This window comes from Staphylococcus parequorum (genome assembly GCF_039237145.1).
Lineage (GTDB): Bacteria > Bacillota > Bacilli > Staphylococcales > Staphylococcaceae > Staphylococcus > Staphylococcus equorum_A.
Map to the genome: position 1 here is coordinate 1,477,248 of NZ_CP150682.1, position 23,631 is coordinate 1,500,878.

18 protein-coding genes are annotated in these 23,631 nt (G+C 33.3%); 12 read left to right on the top strand and 6 right to left on the bottom strand.

What is annotated here, in order from left to right; all coding sequences use genetic code 11:
* Positions 1–3 precede the first annotated feature (3 nt).
* From murC to ccpA, 6 genes are all read left to right on the top strand, one after another.
* On the top strand, positions 4–1,317 hold the full coding sequence (gene murC / locus AAA453_RS07195) for a UDP-N-acetylmuramate--L-alanine ligase (RefSeq protein WP_046465585.1): 1,314 nt from the start codon (positions 4–6) through the stop codon (positions 1,315–1,317).
* 70 nt (positions 1,318–1,387) lie between these two features.
* Positions 1,388–1,882, top strand: a complete 495-nt coding sequence (locus AAA453_RS07200) for a DUF948 domain-containing protein (protein WP_046465584.1) — start codon at positions 1,388–1,390, stop codon at positions 1,880–1,882.
* Positions 1,883–1,963: 81 nt separating this feature from the next.
* Entirely contained in the window at positions 1,964–2,497 is a 534-nt protein-coding gene (locus tag AAA453_RS07205) for a hypothetical protein (protein ID WP_427704226.1), read from the top strand.
* 158 nt (positions 2,498–2,655) lie between these two features.
* Positions 2,656–3,462, top strand: coding sequence for a hypothetical protein (locus AAA453_RS07210; protein ID WP_427704228.1), 807 nt, complete (start codon positions 2,656–2,658; stop codon positions 3,460–3,462).
* 697 nt (positions 3,463–4,159) lie between these two features.
* Positions 4,160–5,251, top strand: a complete 1,092-nt coding sequence (locus AAA453_RS07215; protein ID WP_002507320.1) for a bifunctional 3-deoxy-7-phosphoheptulonate synthase/chorismate mutase — start codon at positions 4,160–4,162, stop codon at positions 5,249–5,251.
* A 416-nt stretch (positions 5,252–5,667) separates the two neighbouring features.
* On the top strand, positions 5,668–6,657 hold the full coding sequence (gene ccpA / locus AAA453_RS07220) for a catabolite control protein A (protein ID WP_046465582.1): 990 nt from the start codon (positions 5,668–5,670) through the stop codon (positions 6,655–6,657).
* Positions 6,658–6,802: 145 nt separating this feature from the next.
* Here the strand turns inward: ccpA and AAA453_RS07225 are convergent, their stop codons facing one another.
* Together AAA453_RS07225 and AAA453_RS07230 are read right to left on the bottom strand one after the other, a co-directional pair.
* Positions 6,803–7,957 carry an acetoin utilization protein AcuC gene (locus AAA453_RS07225; protein ID WP_427704229.1) on the bottom strand — a complete coding sequence of 385 codons (1,155 nt, stop codon included), beginning with the start codon at positions 7,955–7,957 and terminating at the stop codon, positions 6,803–6,805.
* Between the two features lie 13 nt (positions 7,958–7,970).
* On the bottom strand, positions 7,971–8,603 hold the full coding sequence (locus AAA453_RS07230; protein WP_069815356.1) for an acetoin dehydrogenase: 633 nt from the start codon (positions 8,601–8,603) through the stop codon (positions 7,971–7,973).
* Positions 8,604–8,785: 182 nt separating this feature from the next.
* Between AAA453_RS07230 and acsA the strand changes: the two genes are divergently transcribed.
* Positions 8,786–10,495 (top strand): acetate--CoA ligase, encoded by a 1,710-nt coding sequence (acsA, locus tag AAA453_RS07235; protein WP_046465579.1) that lies wholly within the window; start codon positions 8,786–8,788, stop codon positions 10,493–10,495.
* 367 nt (positions 10,496–10,862) lie between these two features.
* Complete coding sequence (locus tag AAA453_RS07240; protein WP_069815358.1) at positions 10,863–12,530, top strand: formate--tetrahydrofolate ligase; 1,668 nt, start codon at positions 10,863–10,865, stop codon at positions 12,528–12,530.
* 115 nt (positions 12,531–12,645) lie between these two features.
* On the opposite strand, the gene AAA453_RS07245 is transcribed toward AAA453_RS07240, so the two are convergent.
* Entirely contained in the window at positions 12,646–13,557 is a 912-nt protein-coding gene (locus AAA453_RS07245; RefSeq protein WP_427704231.1) for a transglycosylase domain-containing protein, read from the bottom strand.
* A gap of 413 nt (positions 13,558–13,970) precedes the next feature.
* Between AAA453_RS07245 and tyrS the strand changes: the two genes are divergently transcribed.
* Positions 13,971–15,233, top strand: a complete 1,263-nt coding sequence (tyrS, locus tag AAA453_RS07250; protein WP_427704232.1) for a tyrosine--tRNA ligase — start codon at positions 13,971–13,973, stop codon at positions 15,231–15,233.
* Between the two features lie 336 nt (positions 15,234–15,569).
* Here the strand turns inward: tyrS and AAA453_RS07255 are convergent, their stop codons facing one another.
* Positions 15,570–16,868, bottom strand: coding sequence for a S1C family serine protease (locus tag AAA453_RS07255; RefSeq protein ID WP_427704233.1), 1,299 nt, complete (start codon positions 16,866–16,868; stop codon positions 15,570–15,572).
* 167 nt (positions 16,869–17,035) lie between these two features.
* On the opposite strand from AAA453_RS07255, the gene AAA453_RS07260 reads away from it, so the two are divergent.
* The 3 genes from AAA453_RS07260 (at position 17,036) to AAA453_RS07270 (ending at position 20,663) form a co-directional block, all read left to right on the top strand.
* Complete coding sequence (locus AAA453_RS07260) at positions 17,036–17,656, top strand: lysophospholipid acyltransferase family protein (RefSeq protein WP_069816471.1); 621 nt, start codon at positions 17,036–17,038, stop codon at positions 17,654–17,656.
* Positions 17,657–17,834: 178 nt separating this feature from the next.
* Positions 17,835–19,334 (top strand): N-acetylglucosamine-specific PTS transporter subunit IIBC, encoded by a 1,500-nt coding sequence (gene nagE / locus AAA453_RS07265; protein WP_427704234.1) that lies wholly within the window; start codon positions 17,835–17,837, stop codon positions 19,332–19,334.
* Positions 19,335–19,541: 207 nt separating this feature from the next.
* Positions 19,542–20,663: an HAD family hydrolase gene (locus AAA453_RS07270; RefSeq protein ID WP_427704235.1), complete on the top strand. Its 1,122-nt coding sequence runs from the start codon at positions 19,542–19,544 to the stop codon at positions 20,661–20,663.
* Positions 20,664–20,829: 166 nt separating this feature from the next.
* Here AAA453_RS07270 and serA read toward each other — a convergent pair whose 3' ends face one another.
* Both serA and AAA453_RS07280 read right to left on the bottom strand, forming a co-directional pair.
* Positions 20,830–22,446: a phosphoglycerate dehydrogenase gene (gene serA, locus AAA453_RS07275; RefSeq protein ID WP_069815368.1), complete on the bottom strand. Its 1,617-nt coding sequence runs from the start codon at positions 22,444–22,446 to the stop codon at positions 20,830–20,832.
* Entirely contained in the window at positions 22,439–23,599 is a 1,161-nt protein-coding gene (locus tag AAA453_RS07280) for a pyridoxal-phosphate-dependent aminotransferase family protein (RefSeq protein WP_427704237.1), read from the bottom strand. Before AAA453_RS07280 ends, serA begins: the two co-directional genes overlap by 8 nt.
* Positions 23,600–23,631: the final 32 nt, after the last annotated feature.

The window sequence follows — 23,631 nt, forward strand, 5'->3', positions numbered from 1 at the left end:
ACAATGACACATTATCATTTTGTCGGCATAAAAGGCGCCGGCATGAGTTCATTAGCACAAATAATGCATGATCTTGGAAATGAAGTACAAGGTTCAGATATAAATAATTATGTTTTTACAGAGGTAGCATTACAAAATAAAGGTATTCAAATATTACCTTTTGATGAAAACAATATAAAAGAAGACATGGTTATTGTTCAAGGTAACGCATTTCCAAATTCACACGAAGAAGTTGTTAAAGCGAATGAATTAAAACTAGATGTCATACGCTATCACGACTTTTTAGGTCATGTTATCAGTCAGTATACATCTGTAGCTGTAACAGGTGCACATGGTAAAACATCTACAACTGGTTTATTGTCACATGTGATGAATGGGGATAAAAAGACATCATTTTTAATTGGAGATGGCACTGGTTTAGGTATTCCTGCAAGTGATTATTTCGCATTCGAAGCTTGTGAATACCGTAGACATTTCCTAAGCTATCATCCTGATTATGCTATTATGACTAACATTGATTTTGATCACCCTGATTACTTTAAAGATGTTGAAGATGTATTTAGTGCTTTCCAAGAAATGGCACATAATGTTAAAAAAGCAATTATTGCGTGGGGTGATGATGATCATTTACGTAAGATAGAAGCAGATGTTCCAGTATATTATTATGGGTTTTCAAAAAATGATGATGTATATGCGGATAACCTACAAATTAGTGAAAATGGAACTAAATTTGATGTATACATTAAAAATGAATATTATGATACGTTCTTATCTCCACAATTTGGTGATCATAATATATTAAATGGACTTGCTGTAATTACAGTGAGCTATCTTGAAAGTTTGGATGTAAATAATATAAAAGAAGCCTTAGAAACATTTGGTGGCGTAAAAAGAAGATTTAATGAGACAAAAGTGGGAAAACAAGTATTAGTTGACGATTATGCACACCATCCTAGAGAAATTAGTGCTACAATTGAGACAGCTAGAAAGAAATATCCGAATAAAGAAGTTGTAACTGTATTCCAGCCTCATACTTTTAGTCGAACACAAGCATTCTTAGATGATTTTGCTGAAAGTTTAAATTTAGCAGATAAAACTTTCTTATGTGAAATTTTTGGTTCAATAAGAGAAAACACTGGTAATTTAACAATTCAAGATTTACTCCAAAGAATTGATAATGCGACATTAATTGATGAAACTACTGTGAATGCGTTAGAACAATATAGTGATGCAGTTATTTTATTTATGGGTGCGGGCGATATTCAAAAGATTCAACGTGCTTATATGAAAGAAATGGGTGTTACTACCTCATTTTAATATGTTTATGTTAAAATGATTTGGGTATTTATATTAAATAACAACATATGATTAATAGGAGGCGTTTTAAATGGAATGGATTTTACCTATAGCTGGTATTATTGCGGCGGTTGCTTTTCTTATTTTAGTAATTGGTATCGTTGTAATTTTACTTTCAGTTAAGAAAAACTTAGATCACGTTGCAAAAACTCTTGATGGTGTTGAAGGACAAATTCAAGGTATTACACGTGAATCTACGGACTTACTTCATAAAGCAAATCGCTTAACTGAAGATATCCAAGACAAATCAGATCGTTTGAATTCTGTAGTTGATGCAGTGAAAGGCATCGGTGAATCAGCTCAAACGTTAAATGGTTCAGTTGATAGAGTTACAAACTCAATCACGCACAATATTTCTCAAAATGAAGATAAAATTTCTCAAGTAGTTCAATGGTCAAATGTAGCAATGGAAGTTGCTGACAAATGGCAAAACAGAAGAAATCGTAGAGATAGTGCAAATTATAAAGCGAGCAGTGTAGCAGATGATTCTAATCATAGCTATACTACACGTGTAGATAATAAATAATTCGTATATTTAAACAAACAAATGCACTTAAATGAGGTATGAAACTTATTTAAGTGCATTTGTTATAGGAGGCATTCAATTATGAAGTACTATAACCGTGATAATTACGAAAGAAATGTAGAAAGTTATGAAGTGCCAGAATATTTTACTAAAGGTGCCAGAAATGAGTTTGTTTACGGATTTCTAATCGGTGCATTTATTGGCTCAGCTGTTGGATTAATTTCTATAAGCAAGTCACGCACTAAAGATAAATCTCAAGTTGATTCTGAAGATGACTCACGTTTTAAATCTAGTATTATTGAGCAGTCTGAAAGCGAACAAACAGATGCTGAACAACAAGTAGATAGTATTAAATCTACAGTCGCAGATGCGCAAAACAAAGATACTGAAGTAACAGATTCTGAACTAGCTGCTCAAAAAGCGGCGATTCAGCAAGAAAGTTCAGACAACAATTTAGCAGATACGTCACCACAAGCACAAGATCTACAAGATGATAATAATTTGGATCAGAGTGACGACACAACAACACATATTGATCCCAATTCAGAACCGACTGAGGACGAGGTCAGTGCGCGCAGAATGCTATTAAAGAAGAAGCAGCAGATAATAACTTAGCTGATTCCACTACTACACCTTCAAATAATAAAGGTACAAAAACTGCAGCTGCAGCAACAGGTGGTGCAATAGCAGCAGGTAGTTTAGCTAAAGTTGCACAGGATAAAAAGCAATCATTAAATAATGATTCACAAGTTGCAGAAAACACTGATAATCTTTTGAAATCTGAAGAAACAACGAAAGGTGATAATCAAAAAGATGCGCCTAACTTAGTTACTAAAGACTCAAAAGAAGATGAAAGTAAAAATAATGATCATTTGAAAGCAGGCGCTTTAGCAGGTACTGTCACAGCATCTGGATTAGCGTTAGCAGCTAAAAATAAAAACAAAGCTTTAAATGACGATAATAAAGTTGCAGAAAACACAGCAAGTTTATTAAAACCAGAAACACCTAAACAAAGCACAAAAAAAGATGTGCCTAATTTAGTAACACCTAAAGTTGGTCATGCGGTAGAATCAACTGATAAAGTAGAAAACTCTGCAGACAAAAATAAAAGTAATACGATTGCAAAACCAGAAAAAGCAGAACAACGTGTAAAACAGACACATAAAACTGTAAGTTTCAAAGATGGTATTATTGTTCATAATGAAGCAGAAACTGGTCTTAGTAATCAAACTGCAAACAAAGTACAACAGAGCGAAGCTACTACAAATGCAACAGATAAAACATCATCATTTAAAGATGGTATCCTTGTGCATGATGAAGCAGAAACTGATATTAGCAACCAAAGTGCAAGTGAAGGGCAACAGAACGCAGCCACTACTAATACAACAGATAAGACATCATCATTTAAAGATGGCATCCTTGTGCATGATGAAGTAGAGACTGATAAAACAACAGACGATAGTGAAGCACAACAAAGTAAAGGTGGACATAATGAGCCAACTTACTCTAAAAACAGATCGCAGTTGAAAAAATCAGAAAAAGCTCAAAGTAAAATAGACAAAAGAACTTTTAATGATTAATCATTACTAAAACTGAAATATAATAAAAGGAATCGAACATGTTTTGTTCGATTCCTTTTTAATTTATACTTTTTATTAGCTAGGTCATGTTAAGTGTAATACGAATTAGAATTTATTATACTCATTGAGCCTCTTAAAACGATTATGTTACTATTTTTGAAGTATTATAATTACACAAATAACTATGATGCATCTAGAACGTTATTTAAGTCATCTAGAATGCCTACAAATACTTTATTGCATATATTTGATTGATTAGACGATATAGCTACATTTTGATGCCTCAACGTGCAATGTGCTTTGCAAATTTATAATGGACGCTTAAAATTAATGCCAATCCTTTTTTAGTGCTTTTTAAAGCAAAAATAATTATGAGATAAACAATGTATTTATTTAATAAATGTTTGAGTAAATCATTATATAGAAAGTACAATTCGAGCATTTATATGACAATAAATTGAATTAAATGAAACTTAAGTTAATAAATTATAGAAAATGAAAGAATAGTGTAAAATATTACTGGTAAATGACTGAAAATTCAGTTACCATTAGGGATATTCACTTACAGAAAGTGAAATTTTAACAATCATTACTTGAACTTATAAGTAGTTATTGTTAGAATTACGTTTAACAAATATTTTATCGCTTTAAAGCAGAATAAAATATCGATTTTAAATTTTTCATAGAGGTGAATAAAATGACAGACAAATTACAAGAATTCAGAAGCGAGATTGTTGATATTAATGAAGAAATTTTAAATCTTTTATCTAAAAGAGGAAAAATAGCACAAAACATTGGTGAGGAAAAACGTAAGCAGGGTACAGCAGTGTACGATCCTCAACGTGAAAAAGAAATGATTAATAAACTATTAGATAAAAATGAAGGTCCATTTAACGATAATGTGATTAAACAATTATTCAAGGAAATTTTTAAAGCCTCTACTGATTTACAAAAATCTGAAAATGAAAAACATTTATATGTATCAAGAAAATTAAAACCAGAAGATACAATAGTACAATTCGATAATGGGGGCATTATTGGAAGTGGTAATAAATCATTCGTATTTGGACCATGTTCAGTTGAATCTCAAGAACAAGTTGATGCAGTTGCAGCTAATTTACAAGCTAGAGGCGAAAAATTCATTAGAGGTGGTGCTTTCAAACCGCGTACATCTCCATATGATTTCCAAGGATTAGGTGTTGAAGGTCTTAAGATTCTTAAAAATACTAAAGACAAATACGGCCTGAATGTAGTTAGTGAAATTGTAAATCCTGCAGATTTTGAAGTAGCAGATGATTATTTAGATGTATTCCAAATTGGTGCACGTAATATGCAAAACTTTGAATTATTAAAAGAAGCAGGTCGTTCAAATAAACCAGTATTATTAAAACGTGGTTTATCTGCAACAATTGAAGAATTTATCTTTGCAGCAGAATACATTGCTTCTCAAGGTAATGAAAACATTATTCTATGTGAACGCGGTATCCGTACTTACGAAAAAGCAACAAGAAACACATTAGATATTTCTGCAGTACCTATTTTAAAACAAGGTACACACTTACCAGTAATGGTTGACGTTACACACAGTACAGGACGTAAAGATATCATGTTACCAACAGCTAAAGCTGGCTTAGCAGTAGGCGCAGATGGCATCATGGCTGAAGTCCACCCTGATCCATCAGTTGCATTAAGCGATAGTGGTCAACAAATGGATTTCGATGAATTCGAGAATTTCTATAATGAAATTAGACCATTAGCTGATATGTACAATAACAAACAATTAAAATAAGATATATATAAAGCCCTTGTTACGTTACTACTTGATTAGTAATTGTAATAGGGGTTTTTTGTGTCTTTATACTATTTTTGAAATGAATGAAGCATATTGAGGTAATTTATAAAATGCTCATGCTTTGGAGTGACATGCTAACTGAATAGCATATTTAAATATAAAATAAAAACTAAATGATGAATCATCAAATTACACTTGATTTTAATAAAAAACATAAAAATTTAAACGAAAAAGGTTTGTTTTCACTGAAAATAAGAAATATAATACATTTAGTAGGTTTATAATTTTATAAAATGACATAATTATGACATTCAAAACAAAACTATTTTACATTTAGTGAAAATATGGTAAACTTTGAAAATGTTATGAAAACAGAGTATAATAATAAAGAAATCGCTTTCAAGGAGGAAATTATGACTGTAACTATATATGATGTAGCTAGAGAAGCAAGAGTATCTATGGCAACTGTCTCACGTGTTGTTAATGGTAATCAAAATGTTAAACCCGAAACACGTGACAAAGTAAACGATGTTATTAATAAATTGAACTACCGTCCAAACGCAGTAGCAAGAGGATTAGCTAGTAAACGAACAACAACAGTAGGCGTTATTATTCCAGATATTTCAAATGTCTATTATTCGCAACTTGCTCGAGGGTTAGAAGATATAGCAACAATGTATAAATACCATTCAATTATTTCAAATTCTGATAATGATCCAAGTAAAGAAAAAGAAATATTTAACAACCTATTAAGTAAACAAGTAGATGGTATTATTTTCTTAGGTGGAACAATTTCAGAAGAAATCAAAGAATTGATTAATAAAACATCAGTTCCTGTAGTAGTTTCAGGTACAAATGGTAAAGATGAAGGTATTTCATCTGTAAATATTGATTTCAAATCAGCAGCTAAACAAATTACAAATCAATTAATCGAAAACGGTGCAAAAACGTTTGCTTTTGTGGGCGGAGATTATTCTAAAAAAGCACAAGAAGATGTGCTAGTAGGATTAAAAGACGTCTTAGCAGAGCATAAACTTTCATTAAATGAAGGATTGATTTTTAATGGTAATGAAACGTATAAAGATGGTCTACGTGCATTTGATGCTTTGAAATCTGCTAAGCCAGATGCAATTTTATCAATCAGTGATGAACAAGCAATTGGCCTAGTTCATGCTGCTCAAGATGCAGGGATTAATGTTCCAGAGTCATTACAAATTGTAAGTTTTAACAATACTAGACTTGTTGAAATGGTAAGACCTCAATTATCTAGTGTAATCCAACCGTTATACGATATTGGGGCAGTGGGTATGAGACTTCTTACTAAATATATGAATGATGAAGAAATCGACGAGCCTAATGTGATTTTACCTCATAGAGTTGAGTATAGAGGTACTACAAAATAAAATTTTTGTAGATATAGCAAAGTATAATTAACAATCAATGTTATTAAACTATAATGAAATACAAAAAACGAAATTCTTATTAATTAAGAATTTCGTTTTTTATTTAAATTAAAGATTTAACTCAGTATATGTGATGTAGATTTATTTAAAACCAACTCAGCACTTGTTTAGCATATTTTAAATTGGTTTCCGTAATTTCTTTTTGTCTAGGTATGATGTGATAGTCAGTTTTTTCATCGGTCCAAGTTTGTGGTAGTTCGCAAGGTGCGTATTGTTGCCATTTTGTTAACCATTTATCAGGCAAACGACCAGTTTGTGGTTTTTCTCCGATTAAAGCTAAAAAAACGTGGCTCCAAGCACGTGGGACAACTTTCCAAATATTATAGCCGCCCCCACCAAACATTAATACTTTACCATTTGTGTATTTATCTGCTAAATCTTTAATGATATATGGAATTTGATATAGTGATTCAAGCGTACAGTTTAAATGCGTGAGTGGATCTAAGTAGTGAATATCAACACCATGCACACTCACAATGATATCTGGTTTAAATGAAGCTACTATAGGCTCTATCGTTTCTTTAAATATTTCCAGAAATGAATCATCTTCTGTATAAGGTTCAAGTGGAATATTTACTGTATAGCCAAAACCTTGTTCGCTACCACGTTCTGTGTAACGTCCAGAACCAGGGAAAAGAAATTTTCCAGTTTCATGTATCGAATAAATTAAGGCTTGATCATTTGTATAAAAACTCCATTGAGTCCCATCACCATGATGTGCATCTGTATCAATACATATCACGCGTTGCCCATATTTCTGTATGAGATAGGCGATTGTAACTGCAACATCATTATAAATACAAAAACCATTTGCACGGCCTGGTAGGCTATGATGTAAACCGCCACCTAAATGGCAACCATTGGTGATTGTATCATCCATGATGTGATCAGCTAAATTCAATGCGCCACCCACAATGCGTGCACTGTGCTTATGCATCATTCTAAATTGTAGGGTATCATCGCCATCTAATCCATACTTCTTAGCTTCATTGTCACTTAAAATACCATGTGAAGCACGTCTGATCGCTTGAATATAATCATGAGAATGAATTAATGATAATTCGGTATCATTAGCTATACGTGGTTTAATAATATGATGTGATTTTAAATATCCTAAATCTGTTAATAATTCTGTTGTTAATTTTAATCTCATTTGATTAAATGGATGGCTATTACTAAAACGATATTGCAGTATTTCATTAGAATAGACAAAGCCCGTTGATTGTTGCGTATTACTCATATGTTTCTCCCCTTTAAAAGAAAAAGCGATTCATAAATCGAATGTCATCAAATGCTTGTAATTGTTCTATAGAAATTCTTGAACCAATTCTTGCCATAAGACAATTAGCAGGATGACTTGTAATTTCTGGATCATCTGTTGCAAATACTTCAAGGCCCCCATAACCCATCAATTTCTGCATTAATTTTTTATATTCATACACATCAAGTCCAGAATTTTTCAAATCCCAATGCCAATAATATTCAGTAGTTAACACGATGTAATCTTCATATTCATCAGCTGCTAAACTGACTTTGATAAGTTCACTGCCTAAATGTAAATCACGATAGGCTAGGCTTAACTCTATAGCGCCTAATTCTATTAAGTATTCCAAATTACCACTAGACCAACGTTCTAATGGGTCTGGATAATGATAAGTGACATAGCCAATAATATGCTGTGAATTACGTAGTACAAAAATTCTGCCTTCTTCTAATTCACTAATTTCTTTTATGGCTTCAAATTGATCCGCAGGTGGGCGAAATGCAAAGAGCCCATCATCAAATGTCATAGATTCAAGGTTATTTCTTGAAACAGGACCTTCTATCACAAATGTTCCTTGCTCCAAATGATAAGTTTGAGATTGATATGTTTTTATATGTTCCATTTTTTCACTCCAAACTACCGCATACGCATACAGTAAACAATCTATTATAAGTCTATTATAAGTTAAAAAAGTTTAAAATAACACAATAATGTATTCGTTTACACACTATTATTTTGAAAATTTTGACAATGTTAGTTATAATAATTTTTAAGCAAGCGATTTCATTAAGAGGGGGATTCAAAATGAAAGTAGAAGTATACAAAGGGGAAAATGGAAATTTTAACCTACAAGACTATGAAAAAGAATACGCAAATTTTGACTGGAAAGAAATAGAAAAAGCATTTTCATGGTCAGAAACTGGTAAGATCAATATGGCACATGAATGTATTGACCGCCATGTGGATGAAGGTAATGGTGAAAAAATCGCATTACATTATAAAGATGATAAGCGTAAAGAAAGTTATACTTTTGAAGAAATGAAATCAAATTCTAATAAAGCTGCAAATGTATTAAAAGATAAAGCAAACATTGAGAAAGGTGATCGTGTTTTTGTATTTATGCCTAGAACACCAGAACTTTATTTTGCTTTATTTGGAATATTAAAAATAGGTGCAATTGTAGGACCGTTATTTGAAGCATTTATGGAAAAAGCTGTTGCAGATCGTTTAGAAAATAGTGAAGCGAAAGTGATTGTGACAACGAATGCATTATTGCCACGTATTCCTAAAGATAAATTACCACATTTAGAAACGATTGTAGTCGTAGATGAGGAAGTAGACAGTGAATATGTTGACTTTAATAGTGAATTTAAAAATGCGAGTGACCAATTTGAAACAGAATGGTTAAACTTAGATGACGGTTTGATATTGCATTATACTTCAGGTTCAACAGGCCAACCTAAAGGTGTATTACATGCTCAAAAAGCAATGCTCGTTCATTATATTTCTGGTAAATATGTACTAGATTTTAAAGAAGACGATGTATATTGGTGCACAGCTGATCCGGGCTGGGTGACAGGTACTTCATATGGTATTTTCAGTCCTTGGTTAAATGGTGTGACAAATTGTATCGTTGGAGGTAGATTCTCACCTGAAGCGTGGTACGGCATGATTGAAGAATATAAAGTTACAATATGGTATACGGCGCCAACTGCATTAAGAATGTTGATGAGTGCAGGCGATGATATTATCGACAAATACGACTTATCATCACTAAAAAGTATCTTATCCGTAGGCGAACCACTAAATCCTGAAGTAATTAAATGGTCAAAAGATGTTTTTGGTAAACGCGTCTTAGATACGTGGTGGATGACTGAAACAGGGGGCCATATGATCGTTAACTATCCATCTATGGATGTTAAATTAGGATCCATGGGTAAACCGTTACCAGGTATAGAAGCATCTATTGTTGATGATCAAGGTAACGAGTTGCCACCAAATCGAATGGGTAACCTTGCAATTAAAAAAGGATGGCCATCTATGATGGTTTCTATTTGGAAAAATCCTGAAAAATATGATTCATACTTTATTGGTGATTGGTATGTTTCTGGAGACTCTGCTTACAAAGATGAAGATGGCTATTATTGGTTCCAAGGTCGTGTAGATGACGTTATCATGACGGCAGGCGAACGTGTAGGTCCTTTTGAAGTAGAATCGAAACTAGTAGAACATGAATCGGTTGCAGAAGCAGGTGTGATTGGTAAACCAGATCCAGTAAGAGGAGAAATTATTAAAGCATTTGTTGCTTTACGCCCAGAGTATGAAGCTTCAGATGAACTGAAAGAAGAAATTCGCGTATTTGTTAAAGAAGGTTTAGCCGCACACGCTGCACCACGCGAAATAGAATTTAAAGAAAAACTTCCTAAAACACGTTCTGGTAAAATTATGCGTCGTGTCCTTAAAGCTTGGGAACTTGATTTACCTGAAGGCGATTTAAGTACAATGGAAGACTAATTAAACAAAAAAGTAGTTTTATTTTACTAAGTTTAATCATAAATATTTAACCTGTATTTCCAATGTGAAATAATACAAGCTATTTTATACTCCCTTTATATTATCAACTTTAAGTATGTGCTTTATGCTACACACTAAAGATTATGATGATATTCAGGGAGTTTTTTGTGTAAAATAACAATTTAAGCGTAACATAGGTCACATAAGGTGAATATATTCACTTATTATTTTGAAAGCGCTATCTCTATTAATCGACAACACAACATAAGTTAGTTAATATTAATATGTAAGGATTTATTTTTATCAGTAGTATATATGGGAAATATATGTATTGATTTAAAATTTATTTAAGAAGAGGCGAATGAATTTGGCACACTTATCTGATTTAGATATAGCAAATCAATCAACATTAAAACCGATTGGAGATATTGCTAAGCAGGCGGGCATACCCGCAGATGCATTAGAACCATACGGGCACTATAAAGCTAAGATTGATATTAATCAAGTTCAACAAAAAAATGGTAAGGGGAAAGTAGTATTAGTTACTGCTATGAGTCCAACGCCAGCAGGTGAAGGTAAATCGACAGTTACAGTTGGGTTAGCAGATGCATTCAACGAACTTAAAAAAAGCGTCATGGTAGCGTTACGTGAACCAGCTTTAGGTCCTATTTTCGGAATAAAAGGTGGGGCAACTGGTGGTGGCTATGCACAAGTATTACCAATGGAAGATATAAATCTACACTTCAATGGTGACTTCCACGCAATCACTACTGCAAATAATGCACTGTCAGCATTTATTGATAATCATATGCATCAAGGTAATGAATTAGAAATCGATCAAAGACGTATTGAATGGAAACGTGTTTTAGACATGAATGACCGTGCATTACGTAATGTAAATGTAGGTTTAGGTGGACCAACGCAAGGGGTTCCAAGAGAGGATGGTTTTAATATTACCGTTGCTTCTGAAATAATGGCAATTCTTTGTTTATCTAATGACCTTAATGATTTAAAAGCGAAAATCAGTAGAATTACTGTAGGTTATACTAGATCACGTAAACCTGTTACTGTAGCTGACTTAAAAGTAGAAGGCGCATTAGCGATGATTCTTAAAGATGCAATTAAACCTAACTTAGTACAAACAATTGAAGGCACACCAGCCCTTGTACATGGTGGGCCATTTGCTAATATTGCACATGGTTGTAATTCAATTTTAGCAACAGAAACTGCAAGAGACTTAGCAGATATTGTTGTAACTGAAGCTGGCTTTGGCTCAGATTTAGGTGCTGAAAAATTCATAGATATTAAAGCACGTGAAGCAGGATTTGAACCTTCAGCAGTTGTAGTAGTTGCGACAGTTCGTGCGCTTAAAATGCATGGCGGTGTAGCTAAAGACAACTTAAAAGAAGAAAATGTTGAAGCGGTTAAAAAAGGCATCGTGAACTTAGAACGCCACGTTAAAAACGTTAAAAAATATGGTTTAGAACCTGTAGTTGCGTTGAATGCGTTCGTACATGATACTGAAGAAGAAACACAATATGTACAACAATGGGCAAAAGAGAACGGTGTGAGACTTGCTTTAACTGAAGTTTGGGAAAAAGGTGGTAAAGGCGGCATCGATTTAGCAAATGAAGTGCTAGAGGTGCTTGATGAACCACAAGACTTCAAACATTTATACGAATTAGATTTACCACTTGAAGAAAAAATTGAAACAATTGTTAAAGAAATTTATGGTGGCTCAAAAGTTACATTTAGCAGCAAAGCACAAAAACAGCTTAAACAATTTAAAGAAAATGGCTGGGATAATTATCCGGTTTGTATGGCTAAAACACAGTATTCATTCTCGGATGATGCAACACAATTAGGCGCACCTGAAGGTTTTGAAATCACTATTCGTGAATTAGAAGCTAAAACTGGCGCAGGATTTATTGTTGCATTGACTGGAGCAATCATGACTATGCCTGGTCTTCCTAAAAAACCAGCAGCATTAAACATGGATGTTACTGATGATGGACATGCAATTGGTCTATTCTAAATTTTAACTATTATATAATACAAACATATTAAAAATAGCTGTAAGGAAATCTATAAAGATAGATTTCTTCACAGCTATTTTTTTAATTGTCAGAGAAGTTTATGAACTAGACACTTTATTTTGTCATTAAATGTTGTTTGATATTGTATTTTTCAGCTTTTTTAAAGTCATAAGTAGTAATTTCACCTTCAACTAACATCCGTTTGAGCACATAGTGTTGGCGATCCAAACCAATTTGTATTTGAGCGTCAGATTTGAGTGAACCATCTGTTTCATAAGGAGTGTAATAATAAGGGCTTTGTAAAAGTCCAATCAGATAGGCTGATTCAGCGATATTTAAGTTTGTAGCTGCTTTTCCAAATAAACTGTAGGATGCTGAAGCGATACCTGTGATATCAGTGCCATTATAATCACGTCCAAAAGGCACGATATTCAAATAAGTATAGATAATTTCATCTTTGGTTAAAATCTTTTCAGTTCGCATAGATAGGATGAGTTCATTAGCTTTGCGATGATATGTTTTTTCGTTTGTCAGTAATTGATTTTTTACGAGTTGTTGTGTGATGGTGCTGCCTCCAGTTGCAGCTTCTGTATTAAATATATCTTGACCAACAGCTCGAATAATAGCCTTTGGTAAAATACCATTATGATAGAAAAACAAGCTGTCTTCTGAAGAAGTTAACGCCTTTATCACATTGCTATTCACATGTTTTGGTCCTACGATAAGTGAATTTGTTGATCCATTGTATTCTGTTAAAATATGTTTACTGTTATAATTTATATCTTGACTACCAGCAATGTTCAGCAATTTAGTACGTAATTCGTTATCTGACATGTTTACAGATTCATCAGTCAAACTTTGGAAGTAAAATACCGATATGGCTAATAGAATAATAAAGGTACATGCGAAAATTGCAAACAAGCCAATGAAAAGATGCTTTAATTTTTTATAGATAATTTCAAATTTAGAGAATTTAGAGTTATGTAAATGATTGTGAACATTATTTTCATGTGTTTGATTTTCCATGTCTGACCTCCTTACGTATGCAATATTATAACATAATATTTGATATTGACTTTTAAAATAGAGTTACTTATAATTAACATCAATTCGATATCGTTTTTGGATAAAGGAGAAGTAACATATGGTGTCATCTTCAGAGAGTTAGTGGTTGCTGTGAACTAACGATGATTCATATGTGAATACACCTTAATGATTTCACTCATCCAAACGTTTAAGTTAATGAACGTATCATTAATAAAGTTGTTTGACTTAAAGTATGGTGGTACCGTGCGCATGCGCCCTTACATTAATTTGTAGGGGCGTTTTTTTATTTTTTAAGTGTTATTCGGTCGCACTTGCTAAAAGTAAATTAAACTTTGGATGATATTTAAAATCTATTCGAAACAATATCTTAATAAATATAGGAGGTATATACAATGACAAATGCATTATTAGAAGATTTAAAATGGAGAGGCTTAATTTATCAACAAACAGACGAAGCTGGTATAGAGAATGTATTGAATAAAGAACAAGTTACATTATACTGTGGTGCCGATCCAACTGCAGATAGTTTACACATCGGTCATTTATTACCATTTTTAACTTTACGTAGATTCCAAGAACATGGGCATCGTCCACTCGTATTAATCGGTGGGGGCACAGGTATGATTGGTGATCCATCAGGTAAATCTGAAGAACGTGTCTTACAAACAGAAGAACAAGTTGAATTAAACGTTCAAGGCATCAGTGAACAAATGCATAAAATTTTCGAATTTGGTACTGATAAAGGTGCTAAACTGGTTAATAATAGAGATTGGTTAAGCCAAATTTCTTTGATTGATTTCTTAAGAGATTACGGTAAACATGTTGGTGTGAATTACATGTTGGGTAAAGACTCCATTCAAAGTCGTTTAGAATATGGTATTTCGTTCACTGAGTTCACATATACAATCCTTCAGGCAATTGATTTTGGTCATTTAAACAACACTTACAACTGTAAAGTACAAGTTGGTGGTTCTGATCAATGGGGCAATATCACAAGTGGAATTGAATTAATGCGTCGTATGTACGGCCAAACAGAAGCTTACGGACTGACGATTCCATTAGTCGTTAAATCAGATGGTAAAAAATTCGGCAAATCAGAAGGTGGCGCAGTTTGGTTAGACGCTATAAAAACGAGTCCATACGAATTTTACCAATTTTGGATCAACACTACAGACGATGATGTAATCAAATTCTTGAAATATTTTACATTCTTAGAAAAAGAAGAAATTGAAGCATTAGAAAAATCGTTAAATGAAGCACCACATTTACGTGAAGCACAAAAAGCCTTAGCTGAAAATGTAACACGTTTCATCCATGGTCAAGCTGCATTAGACGATGCAATGCGTATCTCAAAAGCATTATTTGCTGGTGACTTACAATCATTGTCGGCTTCAGAATTAAAAGCAGGATTCAAGGATGTGCCACAAGTTGAATTGAGCAAAGAAATAACAAATATTGTTGAAGTAATTGTTGAAACTGGTATTTCATCGTCTAAACGTCAAGCACGTGAAGATGTGAATAACGGTGCAATTTATATCAATGGTATAAGACAACAGGATGTGAAATATGAATTAACAGCTGACGATAAAATTGAGAACGAATTTACAATTATTCGTCGTGGTAAGAAAAAATATTTCATGGTTAATTATAAATAATATATATAAAGATAGAAGAATAATACGATATTTAAATTATCGACAAAACAGCCGACAATGCCTTAGGACTTTGTCGGCTGTTTTTGTTTAGCTTGCCTCAGCCTTTATTCTTCGGCTAATACATTTTTTCCACAGGAGTCGGCTAAAGTATTGTCATTTTTTAATGAAAATTGTCTCATGGGAAAAGTGCTTTCTGTAGGATAGAACTGAGTTTAATTTTTATCATAATTATTAATTTGAATAAAATGGAATAGGCCTGATTGTTATGTAATAAAAAACCAACCAAGTCAGATTAATTTACTTGGTTGGTTCAAAATAGGTATTCTGTTATTGTTTTTAATTAAACGGTGAAGTATTTTCACTTTCTTTCTCAGATGACTCTGAAGATGTTGATTTTTGTTCTTTTAATGGTACTTCCACTGTTTGCTCTTTACCATTTCTTTCAATAGTCATTTCTACTGAATCACCAGGTTTTTTATTTTCATATAAATAAGAGCGTAAGTCTGTGTCTTCTTTAACTTTTTTATCGTCTATCGCAGTGATGATATCACCTTCTTTAAGCTCATTATCAGCATGAACTTTGGCAATGTAGACACCATCTTTGCGTTTTGTATTCAGTTCTTCTTTATATTGTTCTGGTATCTCACTTACATTGAGTAAACTAATTCCAATAGAAGGGCGCTCAATCTCGCCATTTTCTACAAGCTCTTTAATGGTAACTTTAACTTCATTACTTGGGATTGCAAAACCAATACCTTCAACTTGTTCACTTGCAATCTTCATTGAGTTAATACCTACGAGATTACCATTAATATCAACGAGTGCGCCACCTGAATTACCAGGATTAATTGCCGCATCTGTTTGTAATACATTTACTTTATTGGTACCAGCAGATGTTTTCGTATCAATTGTGCGTTCGCTAGCAGAAATAATACCTGAAGTCACTGAGTTAGCAAATTGTAAGCCTAAAGGATTACCCATTGCAAAAACACTGTCTCCTGTTTTTACTTTTGAAGAATTAGCAAAATCAATTGCTTTTGTACCTTTTGTATCATTGATTTTTAATACTGCTATATCTGTTAACGCATCTTTCCCAACTAATTTAGCATCGACTTGTTTAGAATTATGTAATTGTACTTTAATTTCATTTGCACCATCAATGACGTGGTTATTCGTTACGATATATGCAGAACCATTATTTTTTTGATAAATAACACCTGATCCAACACCAGCTTCTTCTGATTTAGAAGATTCACCTTTCAGTAAACTATCTAAATTCTGAGCTTTTTGCATATTAATAACGCCTACAATAGCAGGAGAGACATCGTTAATCATTTGATTCACAGAATCATATTTTTCACTTTTTCCATCAAGTGTATTGCCACCATTGCTACTATTAGAAGCGTCTTGAACGGAAGACCCGTTATCATTTAAACCTGTGCTTTCCATAATTTTCCCAATGCCTAATACCAAAAGCGCACCTATAATACCGGCAACTAAGGCCACGATTATTGTTTTAAACCAGGGGAATTTGGCTTTATGTTTTGACCTTTTATTTTGAGGTTGTTGCGGTTGTTGCGGTTGACGAGGGTTTTGAGTTTCATTAGAGTTATTATCGTTATTAAAATCTGACATACTTTACCTCCGATTTATTCTATATAACCTATTATGCTAGGTTTATACAACTTTTTCTAGTATATCACTATACAACTTTAGACTGAAATATAAATATTCTTGTTCATAAGGTGACTAAATGATAGAATCAATAGGTAAATATAATGGAAAATGAAGTAGGTGGAGAAATGTATAAATTCATTAGCGGTTTGTTAGATTTAATTATTATGAAAATATGTAAATCACTAGAGGTGCAAGGTAAAGAAAATATACCTCAACTTCACAGATATGTAGTGACTTGTACTCACGAAAGCTATAATGAAGTAATCATGTTAGGGACAGCAATATACCCAAATCAAATTCATTACATGGCTAAAAAAGAGTTATTCAACAATAAATGGTTTGGTAAGTTTTTAAGTTCTTTAAATGCTTTTCCTGTAGATAGAGAAAATCCAGGGCCAAGTACATTGAAAAAACCGGTTAAATTATTAAAAGAAAATAAAACGGTAGGTATATTCCCAACTGGTCATCGTATGAAATATGATGAGGGATCGCCAATGAAACGTGGCGCAGTAACTATTGCTTTGATGGCGCAAGCTCCCATTTTACCTGCTGCATATGTTGGACCTAAAGAAATTAAGGGACTCATTACAGGTAAAGCAATTGTTAAATTTGGTGAACCTATCGAAACAAAGCATTTACCAAAAAACATGAAACGCAATGAAAAGTTAGAATATCTAACTAAAGAATTAGAAAGTAGAACGATACAATTACAAAATGAATTAAATGATTATGTGAATGATAAATAGTAAGTTTCAATATTTTTTAAAAAGTTAGACATTTTAATTTATATACGAATTTTTTTAAACTTGTGTTATTATGTAACTGTACAATGACAACAAGTAAAACGTTTACAAACACCACGTGGACATATTGTGCATGTGGTGTTTGTTTGTGTAAATATCTATTTTGAAATGGGGAATTGTTATGTTTAGTTTCTTTCAACGTCTTGGTAGATCTCTTATGCTTCCTGTTGCAGTATTACCAGCAGCCGCGATTATTACAGGTATCGGTAACGCGTTAACAGCAATGGGAGTCTTGCCAACGGTAGCAGCGTTTTTCTCTTCTGCCGGTTCGACGATTCTTGAACAACTAGGTATTCTTTTTGCGATTGGGGTAGCATTAGGAATGGCTAAGAAAAATGACGGTGCAGTAGCACTTGCTGCAGCAGTTGGTTTCTTTTTAACGACAGTGGTTTTAAGTCCAGCAAAATTAGCACCATTATTAGGTGTTAAGGAGACAGGTGTAAACGAAGCTTTTGAACAAATGAATAATTCTAACGTTTTTATTGGTTTATTGATTGGTTTAATTGCAGCGTATACTTATAACAAGTTTAGTAAAACTGAATTACCTACAGCATTATCATTCTTTAGTGGTAAACGTTTAGTACCTATTTTAACAGCATTTTTTAGTATTATATTGGCTGTATTGATGCTATTTGTTTGGCCAGTTATCTATTCAGCAATTGTAACATTTGGGACGTGGATTTTAGATTTAGGTCCAGTCGGTGCTTTCTTATATGGTTTCTTTAATAGATTATTGATACCAACTGGCTTGCATCATGCATTAAATTCAGTGTTTTGGTTTGATTTAGCAGGTATTAATGACATTGCTAAATTCCAAACTGGTGATGGTGCAGTACATGGTATTACAGGACGTTATATGGCTGGTTTCTTCCCAGTAATGATGTTTGGTATTCCTGCTGCAGCATTAGCGATGTACCACACAGCTGAATCTAAACAGAAAAAACGTGTCTATGGTTTAATGTTTGGTGGCGCAGTTTCAGCATTCTTTGTTGGTGTTACTGAACCAATTGAATTCTCATTCATGTTTGTAGCACCAGTATTATTTGTTATACATGCATTTTTAACTGGTTTATCCATGTTTATAGCAGCATTGTTTGAGTGGACAGCAGGGTTCTCATTTAGTGCTGGTTTAATAGACTATGTACTATCATTAATTAATCCTGTTTCAAGTCAACCATTCATGTTATTACTACAAGGACTTGTATTCTTTGTGATATATTACTTTGTATTTAGAATAGCGATTAAAGTATTGAAATTAAATACGCCTGGTCGTGGGGATAACTTACTACCAGATCCAACTACTGATGAAGCGTCAACGGGGGATGCTGCAGATTCAGAAGGCGCATCTACAGCGGCAACTAATAAATATACAAATACAGCAAGCCAAATTTTAGATGGATTAGGTGGCAAAGAGAATATTGCATCATTAACAAACTGTGCTACTAGATTACGCATGGAATTACATGATAATAGCATTATTGATGAAGCTAAGATTAAGGGCGCAGGAGCTGTCGGTGTGACGAAGAGTGGTAAACATAATGCCCAAGTTATTATCGGCACTCAAGTTCAGCAAGTAGCTGATGAAATTGAAGTACAAATGGAATCAGAGCAACAAAAATAATAACTAAATAGTTTATTTTAGAATACGCCTAAGCATAGTTATCACTGAAAAAGTGGATCTTTGTAGGGCGTATTTTTTATATGAAAAAATTAAATATTTAACGATATGATTTGTTTGATAAAATGATGAAAATACATTGCTCTTTTCATGGGTAAATAGTACGATGAACTAGTATCAGAATTTTCTGATTTAAGGAGAGTAGATGAGATGAAGTCGGTATTATTTGATGTTGATGGTGTTTTTTTAAGTGAAGAAAGGTGTTTTGATGTATCTGCATTGACGGTTTACGAAATGCTTATGAGTAAAGATTATATGGGATTAGATCCATCTATACAATTTGATGATTTAAGTGATCAACAAATTACTGAAATAAGAGATATCGTATTCTATCATGATGAAATTTTAACTAAGTTAAAATCACTTGGATTAAATTCAAATTGGGATATGTTGTTTGTAGTAGTTGCCATTCACTTTATTGAAATTTGCAAAACATTACCCCAAGAAAAATTAGTAGAAGTTTTAAACTCAGAAAGCTTTAATCAAGAAACATTGCAACAGATTGGTGAAAACATTTTTGATATAGAATTGAACTTTGAGTCACCATTATCGTTTTTAGATGGTATAAGTTCAGGAAAAGACAATATTTATCAAACACTTGTTACGCATGCTGGTGATCAGTTAAATACAAAACAAACAGCACTATTTGAACTAAAAAGTCCGTTTTGGACGCTTGCGCAAGAAGTTTACCAAGAGTGGTACTTAGGCTCCCAGTTATTTAATGAAGTAGAACAAAAGCCTAACCGTACAGAATTTAAAGAAGGATACATATATAACGAAGTCGTGTTAAGACCTGTATCTGAAATTAAACAGTTATTAACAGATTTGAAAGCTGCTGGCTATCATATAGCCATTGCAACTGGTAGACCTAGAACAGAAACAATAGTGCCATTTGAAGCAATTGGTATCAAAGATTTATTTGATGACTTACATATTGTTACCGCAAGTGAGGTATTAATCGCTGAGGAACAATATCCTGAGTTAAAGCCATTAGGTAAGCCTAATCCCTTTAGCTATTTAGCAACATTAGAAGGTAATCATTTAAAAAATTATGAACGATATGCTACAAATCAAGAAAATCGTGTTAATAAAGATGATGTCTTTGTGGTAGGAGATTCATTAGCAGATTTATTAAGTTCTAAGAAAATTGGGGCGACTTTCATTGGTCCATTAACAGGTTTGAAAGGTCAGAATGCTCGTGAAGAATTAGAGTCTTATGACGCTGAATATATCGTAGACCATGTAGGAGATATCAGAGAAATATTATTGTAATTAAAAAAGATACTTCGCTTATTATTTGATGACTAAAAAATAATGCGTCAGTATCTTTTTTATTGTTAATAAAAAACACCAATCCATTAGAAAACTAATAGATTGGTATTTTTAATTTGAGAAATAAGCTATTTATGTTCCGGGTTCTTTTATGATGATTCACTATTTAAATGTTGTAGTTTGCATCACTCTGGATATCAAGTTCAACGCTTCGTATTAAATTAAATCCTTCAATTTGATATAAAGCATCAATAACATCTGGTGTAACAGGATGATCTATTGATAATACCATTAGCGCATTACCACCTTGGTTTGTACGACCAAGATGCATAGAAGCGATATTGATATCATATGTGCCAAGAATTTGTCCTGTACGGCCTACAATGCCTGGTCTATCGTTATGATTTATTACCAGTTGGTGATGTTCAGGTTTAAAGTCTACTGGATAGTCATTTATACGTACGATTCTTGGACCATAACCATTGAGTACAGTTGCACCAAGTTTAATTTGAGTATCTTTATTGATTAATGTTAATTCTATATAGTTACTAAAACCACGATGTTTTGTGTTTTTTTCAATATTATAAGATACACCTTGTTCATTTAAGAGTACTAAAGCATTGATTAAGTTTACACGCTCTGCTAAATCTTGACGTAAGACACCAGATACAAGTGTTCTGGTAATCAAACTTGTATCATCTAATGCAATATCACCTTCGTATTTGATTTGTAGTTCGCGCGGTGCTTTTTCAAGTAATTGAATACCCACTTCACCTGTCATTTTACTTAATTCAATATAAGGCTTCAATTCATCATTGATTTCACTGTAAGTCATTTTTGGTGCATTAATCGCATTTAAGACGTTACCATTTTCGAAAATATCCACGATTTCATTTGCTACTGAAACAGCTACTTTTTCTTGTGCTTCAACAGTGGATGCACCTAAATGTGGCGTAACAATAATTTTATCGTGCTCAACAAGAGGGGACTCAGTTGCTGGTTCGCTTTCAAATACATCTATCGCTGCACTTTGAATTTGATCATTGTTCAAAGCGTCTAATAGCGCTGCTTCATCAATAATACCACCACGTGCTACGTTAATAATCTGTAACGTCGGTTTTGCTTTTTCGAAAAATGCTTTACCGACGATACCTTTGGTTTTTGGAGTTAATGGTGTATGTACAGTAACGAAATCTGCTTGTTCAGCAATTTCTTCAACTGTTGCACGTGTTACATTTAGTTCTTTTGCTTTATCTTCAGATAAGTAAGGATCAAAAGCTAAGATATGCATACCGAAACTTTGTGCGCGTTTTGCAACACCTAAACCAATTCTACCAGCACCAATGACGCCAAGCGTTTTATTATAAAGCTCTGTACCTCTATATGTTTTACGGTCCCATTTTCCATTTTTTAATGACTGATGTGCTTGTGGGATATTACGCGCCATTGATAAAATCATGGCCATAGAGTGTTCAGTTGCAGAAATAGTATTACCATCTGGTGCATTAATTACAATAACACCATTTTTGGTCGCTGCATCAACATCAATGTTGTCAACGCCGACGCCAGCTCTAGCAATAACTTTTAAATTTGGCGCTGCTTCAATCATCTCTGCAGTGACTTGTGTCTGACTTCTAACGATTAAGCCTTGGTAATCACCAATTTTTTCAACGAGTTCGCTTTCATTTAATTCTGTATTGATTTCGACTTCGAAGTCTTTATGGTCAATTAAACTTTTTAAACCTTCTGGTGAGATTGGATCAGATACTAAAATTTTATACATATGCTTTTACGACCTCCATGTACTGAGTAATTGCGGTACCAATATATGATTCTTTTCTGAATTCTGTTAATAGAATTTCTAATGCTGATACGACTTGTAAAATATCAAAAGGTGAAATTTGACCCATATGACCTATACGTAGAATTTCTCCTTTTAGATGACCTTGTCCACCTGCAATTGTTATAGCAAAACGGTTTTTAAGTTCTTTTTTAATGAAGTTGAGTTCTTCTTTTGATTTAGGTACAAAAGCTGTAACAGTAGGTGAAGCATATTCGTCTTGTACCAATAATTCTAAGTCTAATGATTTGAGTGATTGTCTTAAAGCATCACGTATTGCATAATGACGTGCAATAACTTGGTCTAATCCTTCTTCTTCAACTAATTTGGCATATGCATTCACACCTCTAAATAACGAAACGTTTGGTGTGAAAGGTGTTGAATTTGCTTCTAATGATTTTAAATATTTATTTAAATCTAAATAAAACCTCGGCGTAGTAACTTGGCTAAATCGTTTTTTAGCACGATTATTGTAAGCTACAAACGCTAAGCCAGGAGGCAACATAATGGCTTTTTGACTACCAGATATAAGAACATCAATCTGATCTCGTTGTAAGTCTACATTAACTGCACCGATACAACTCACGCCATCAACGATAAAGTAAATCGATTCGTCGTAGGCTTTAAGGGCATGTCCTAATTCATGGACAGGGTGCAAAACTGCAGTGGATGTTTCACAATATTGACTATAAACTGCTGTAATATCTGTGTTCAATGATTTTAAGAAGTCAATAAATTCAGGCACATTTACAGCTTTACCCCATTCGACTTCAAAAATATGTACGTTATCGTAATATGTTTCAGCAATTTGTTTAAAACGATTACCGAAAGCACCTGAAACAATGATAACAATATCGTCGTCAGGATTTGCAATATTTAACATACTTGCTTCTAAAGAACTTGTCCCGCTAGAAGTTAATATCATTACGTCATTTTGCGCACCGAATATTGGTTTTAGTGCACGAAACGCTTCTTCAGCAATTGTTTCAAAGTCACTTGATCTGTGTCCGACCATTGGTGACTGTGTTGCGTGTAAAATTTCTTCTGGTACTGGCGTTGGTCCTGGTGTAAGTAACATAGGACGATAATATTTCATGTGTGATTCCCCCAATGCTTATGATTGTCTTA

Excerpts from the sequence above, each read along its gene's own strand:
- tyrS (WP_427704232.1), top strand. The coding sequence starts at position 13,971 with ATGACAAATGCATTATTAGAAGATTTAAAATGGAGAGGCTTAATTTAT.
- serA (WP_069815368.1), bottom strand. The coding sequence starts at position 22,446 with ATGTATAAAATTTTAGTATCTGATCCAATCTCACCAGAAGGTTTAAAA.
- ccpA (WP_046465582.1), top strand. The coding sequence starts at position 5,668 with ATGACTGTAACTATATATGATGTAGCTAGAGAAGCAAGAGTATCTATG.
- nagE (WP_427704234.1), top strand. The coding sequence starts at position 17,835 with ATGTTTAGTTTCTTTCAACGTCTTGGTAGATCTCTTATGCTTCCTGTT.
- AAA453_RS07225 (WP_427704229.1), bottom strand. The coding sequence starts at position 7,957 with ATGAGTAATACGCAACAATCAACGGGCTTTGTCTATTCTAATGAAATA.
- AAA453_RS07255 (WP_427704233.1), bottom strand. The coding sequence starts at position 16,868 with ATGTCAGATTTTAATAACGATAATAACTCTAATGAAACTCAAAACCCT.
- AAA453_RS07200 (WP_046465584.1), top strand. The coding sequence starts at position 1,388 with ATGGAATGGATTTTACCTATAGCTGGTATTATTGCGGCGGTTGCTTTT.
- AAA453_RS07270 (WP_427704235.1), top strand. The coding sequence starts at position 19,542 with ATGAAGTCGGTATTATTTGATGTTGATGGTGTTTTTTTAAGTGAAGAA.
- AAA453_RS07245 (WP_427704231.1), bottom strand. The coding sequence starts at position 13,557 with ATGGAAAATCAAACACATGAAAATAATGTTCACAATCATTTACATAAC.
- murC (WP_046465585.1), top strand. The coding sequence starts at position 4 with ATGACACATTATCATTTTGTCGGCATAAAAGGCGCCGGCATGAGTTCA.
- AAA453_RS07280 (WP_427704237.1), bottom strand. The coding sequence starts at position 23,599 with ATGAAATATTATCGTCCTATGTTACTTACACCAGGACCAACGCCAGTA.
- AAA453_RS07215 (WP_002507320.1), top strand. The coding sequence starts at position 4,160 with ATGACAGACAAATTACAAGAATTCAGAAGCGAGATTGTTGATATTAAT.
- AAA453_RS07230 (WP_069815356.1), bottom strand. The coding sequence starts at position 8,603 with ATGGAACATATAAAAACATATCAATCTCAAACTTATCATTTGGAGCAA.
- AAA453_RS07205 (WP_427704226.1), top strand. The coding sequence starts at position 1,964 with ATGAAGTACTATAACCGTGATAATTACGAAAGAAATGTAGAAAGTTAT.
- AAA453_RS07260 (WP_069816471.1), top strand. The coding sequence starts at position 17,036 with ATGTATAAATTCATTAGCGGTTTGTTAGATTTAATTATTATGAAAATA.
- acsA (WP_046465579.1), top strand. The coding sequence starts at position 8,786 with ATGAAAGTAGAAGTATACAAAGGGGAAAATGGAAATTTTAACCTACAA.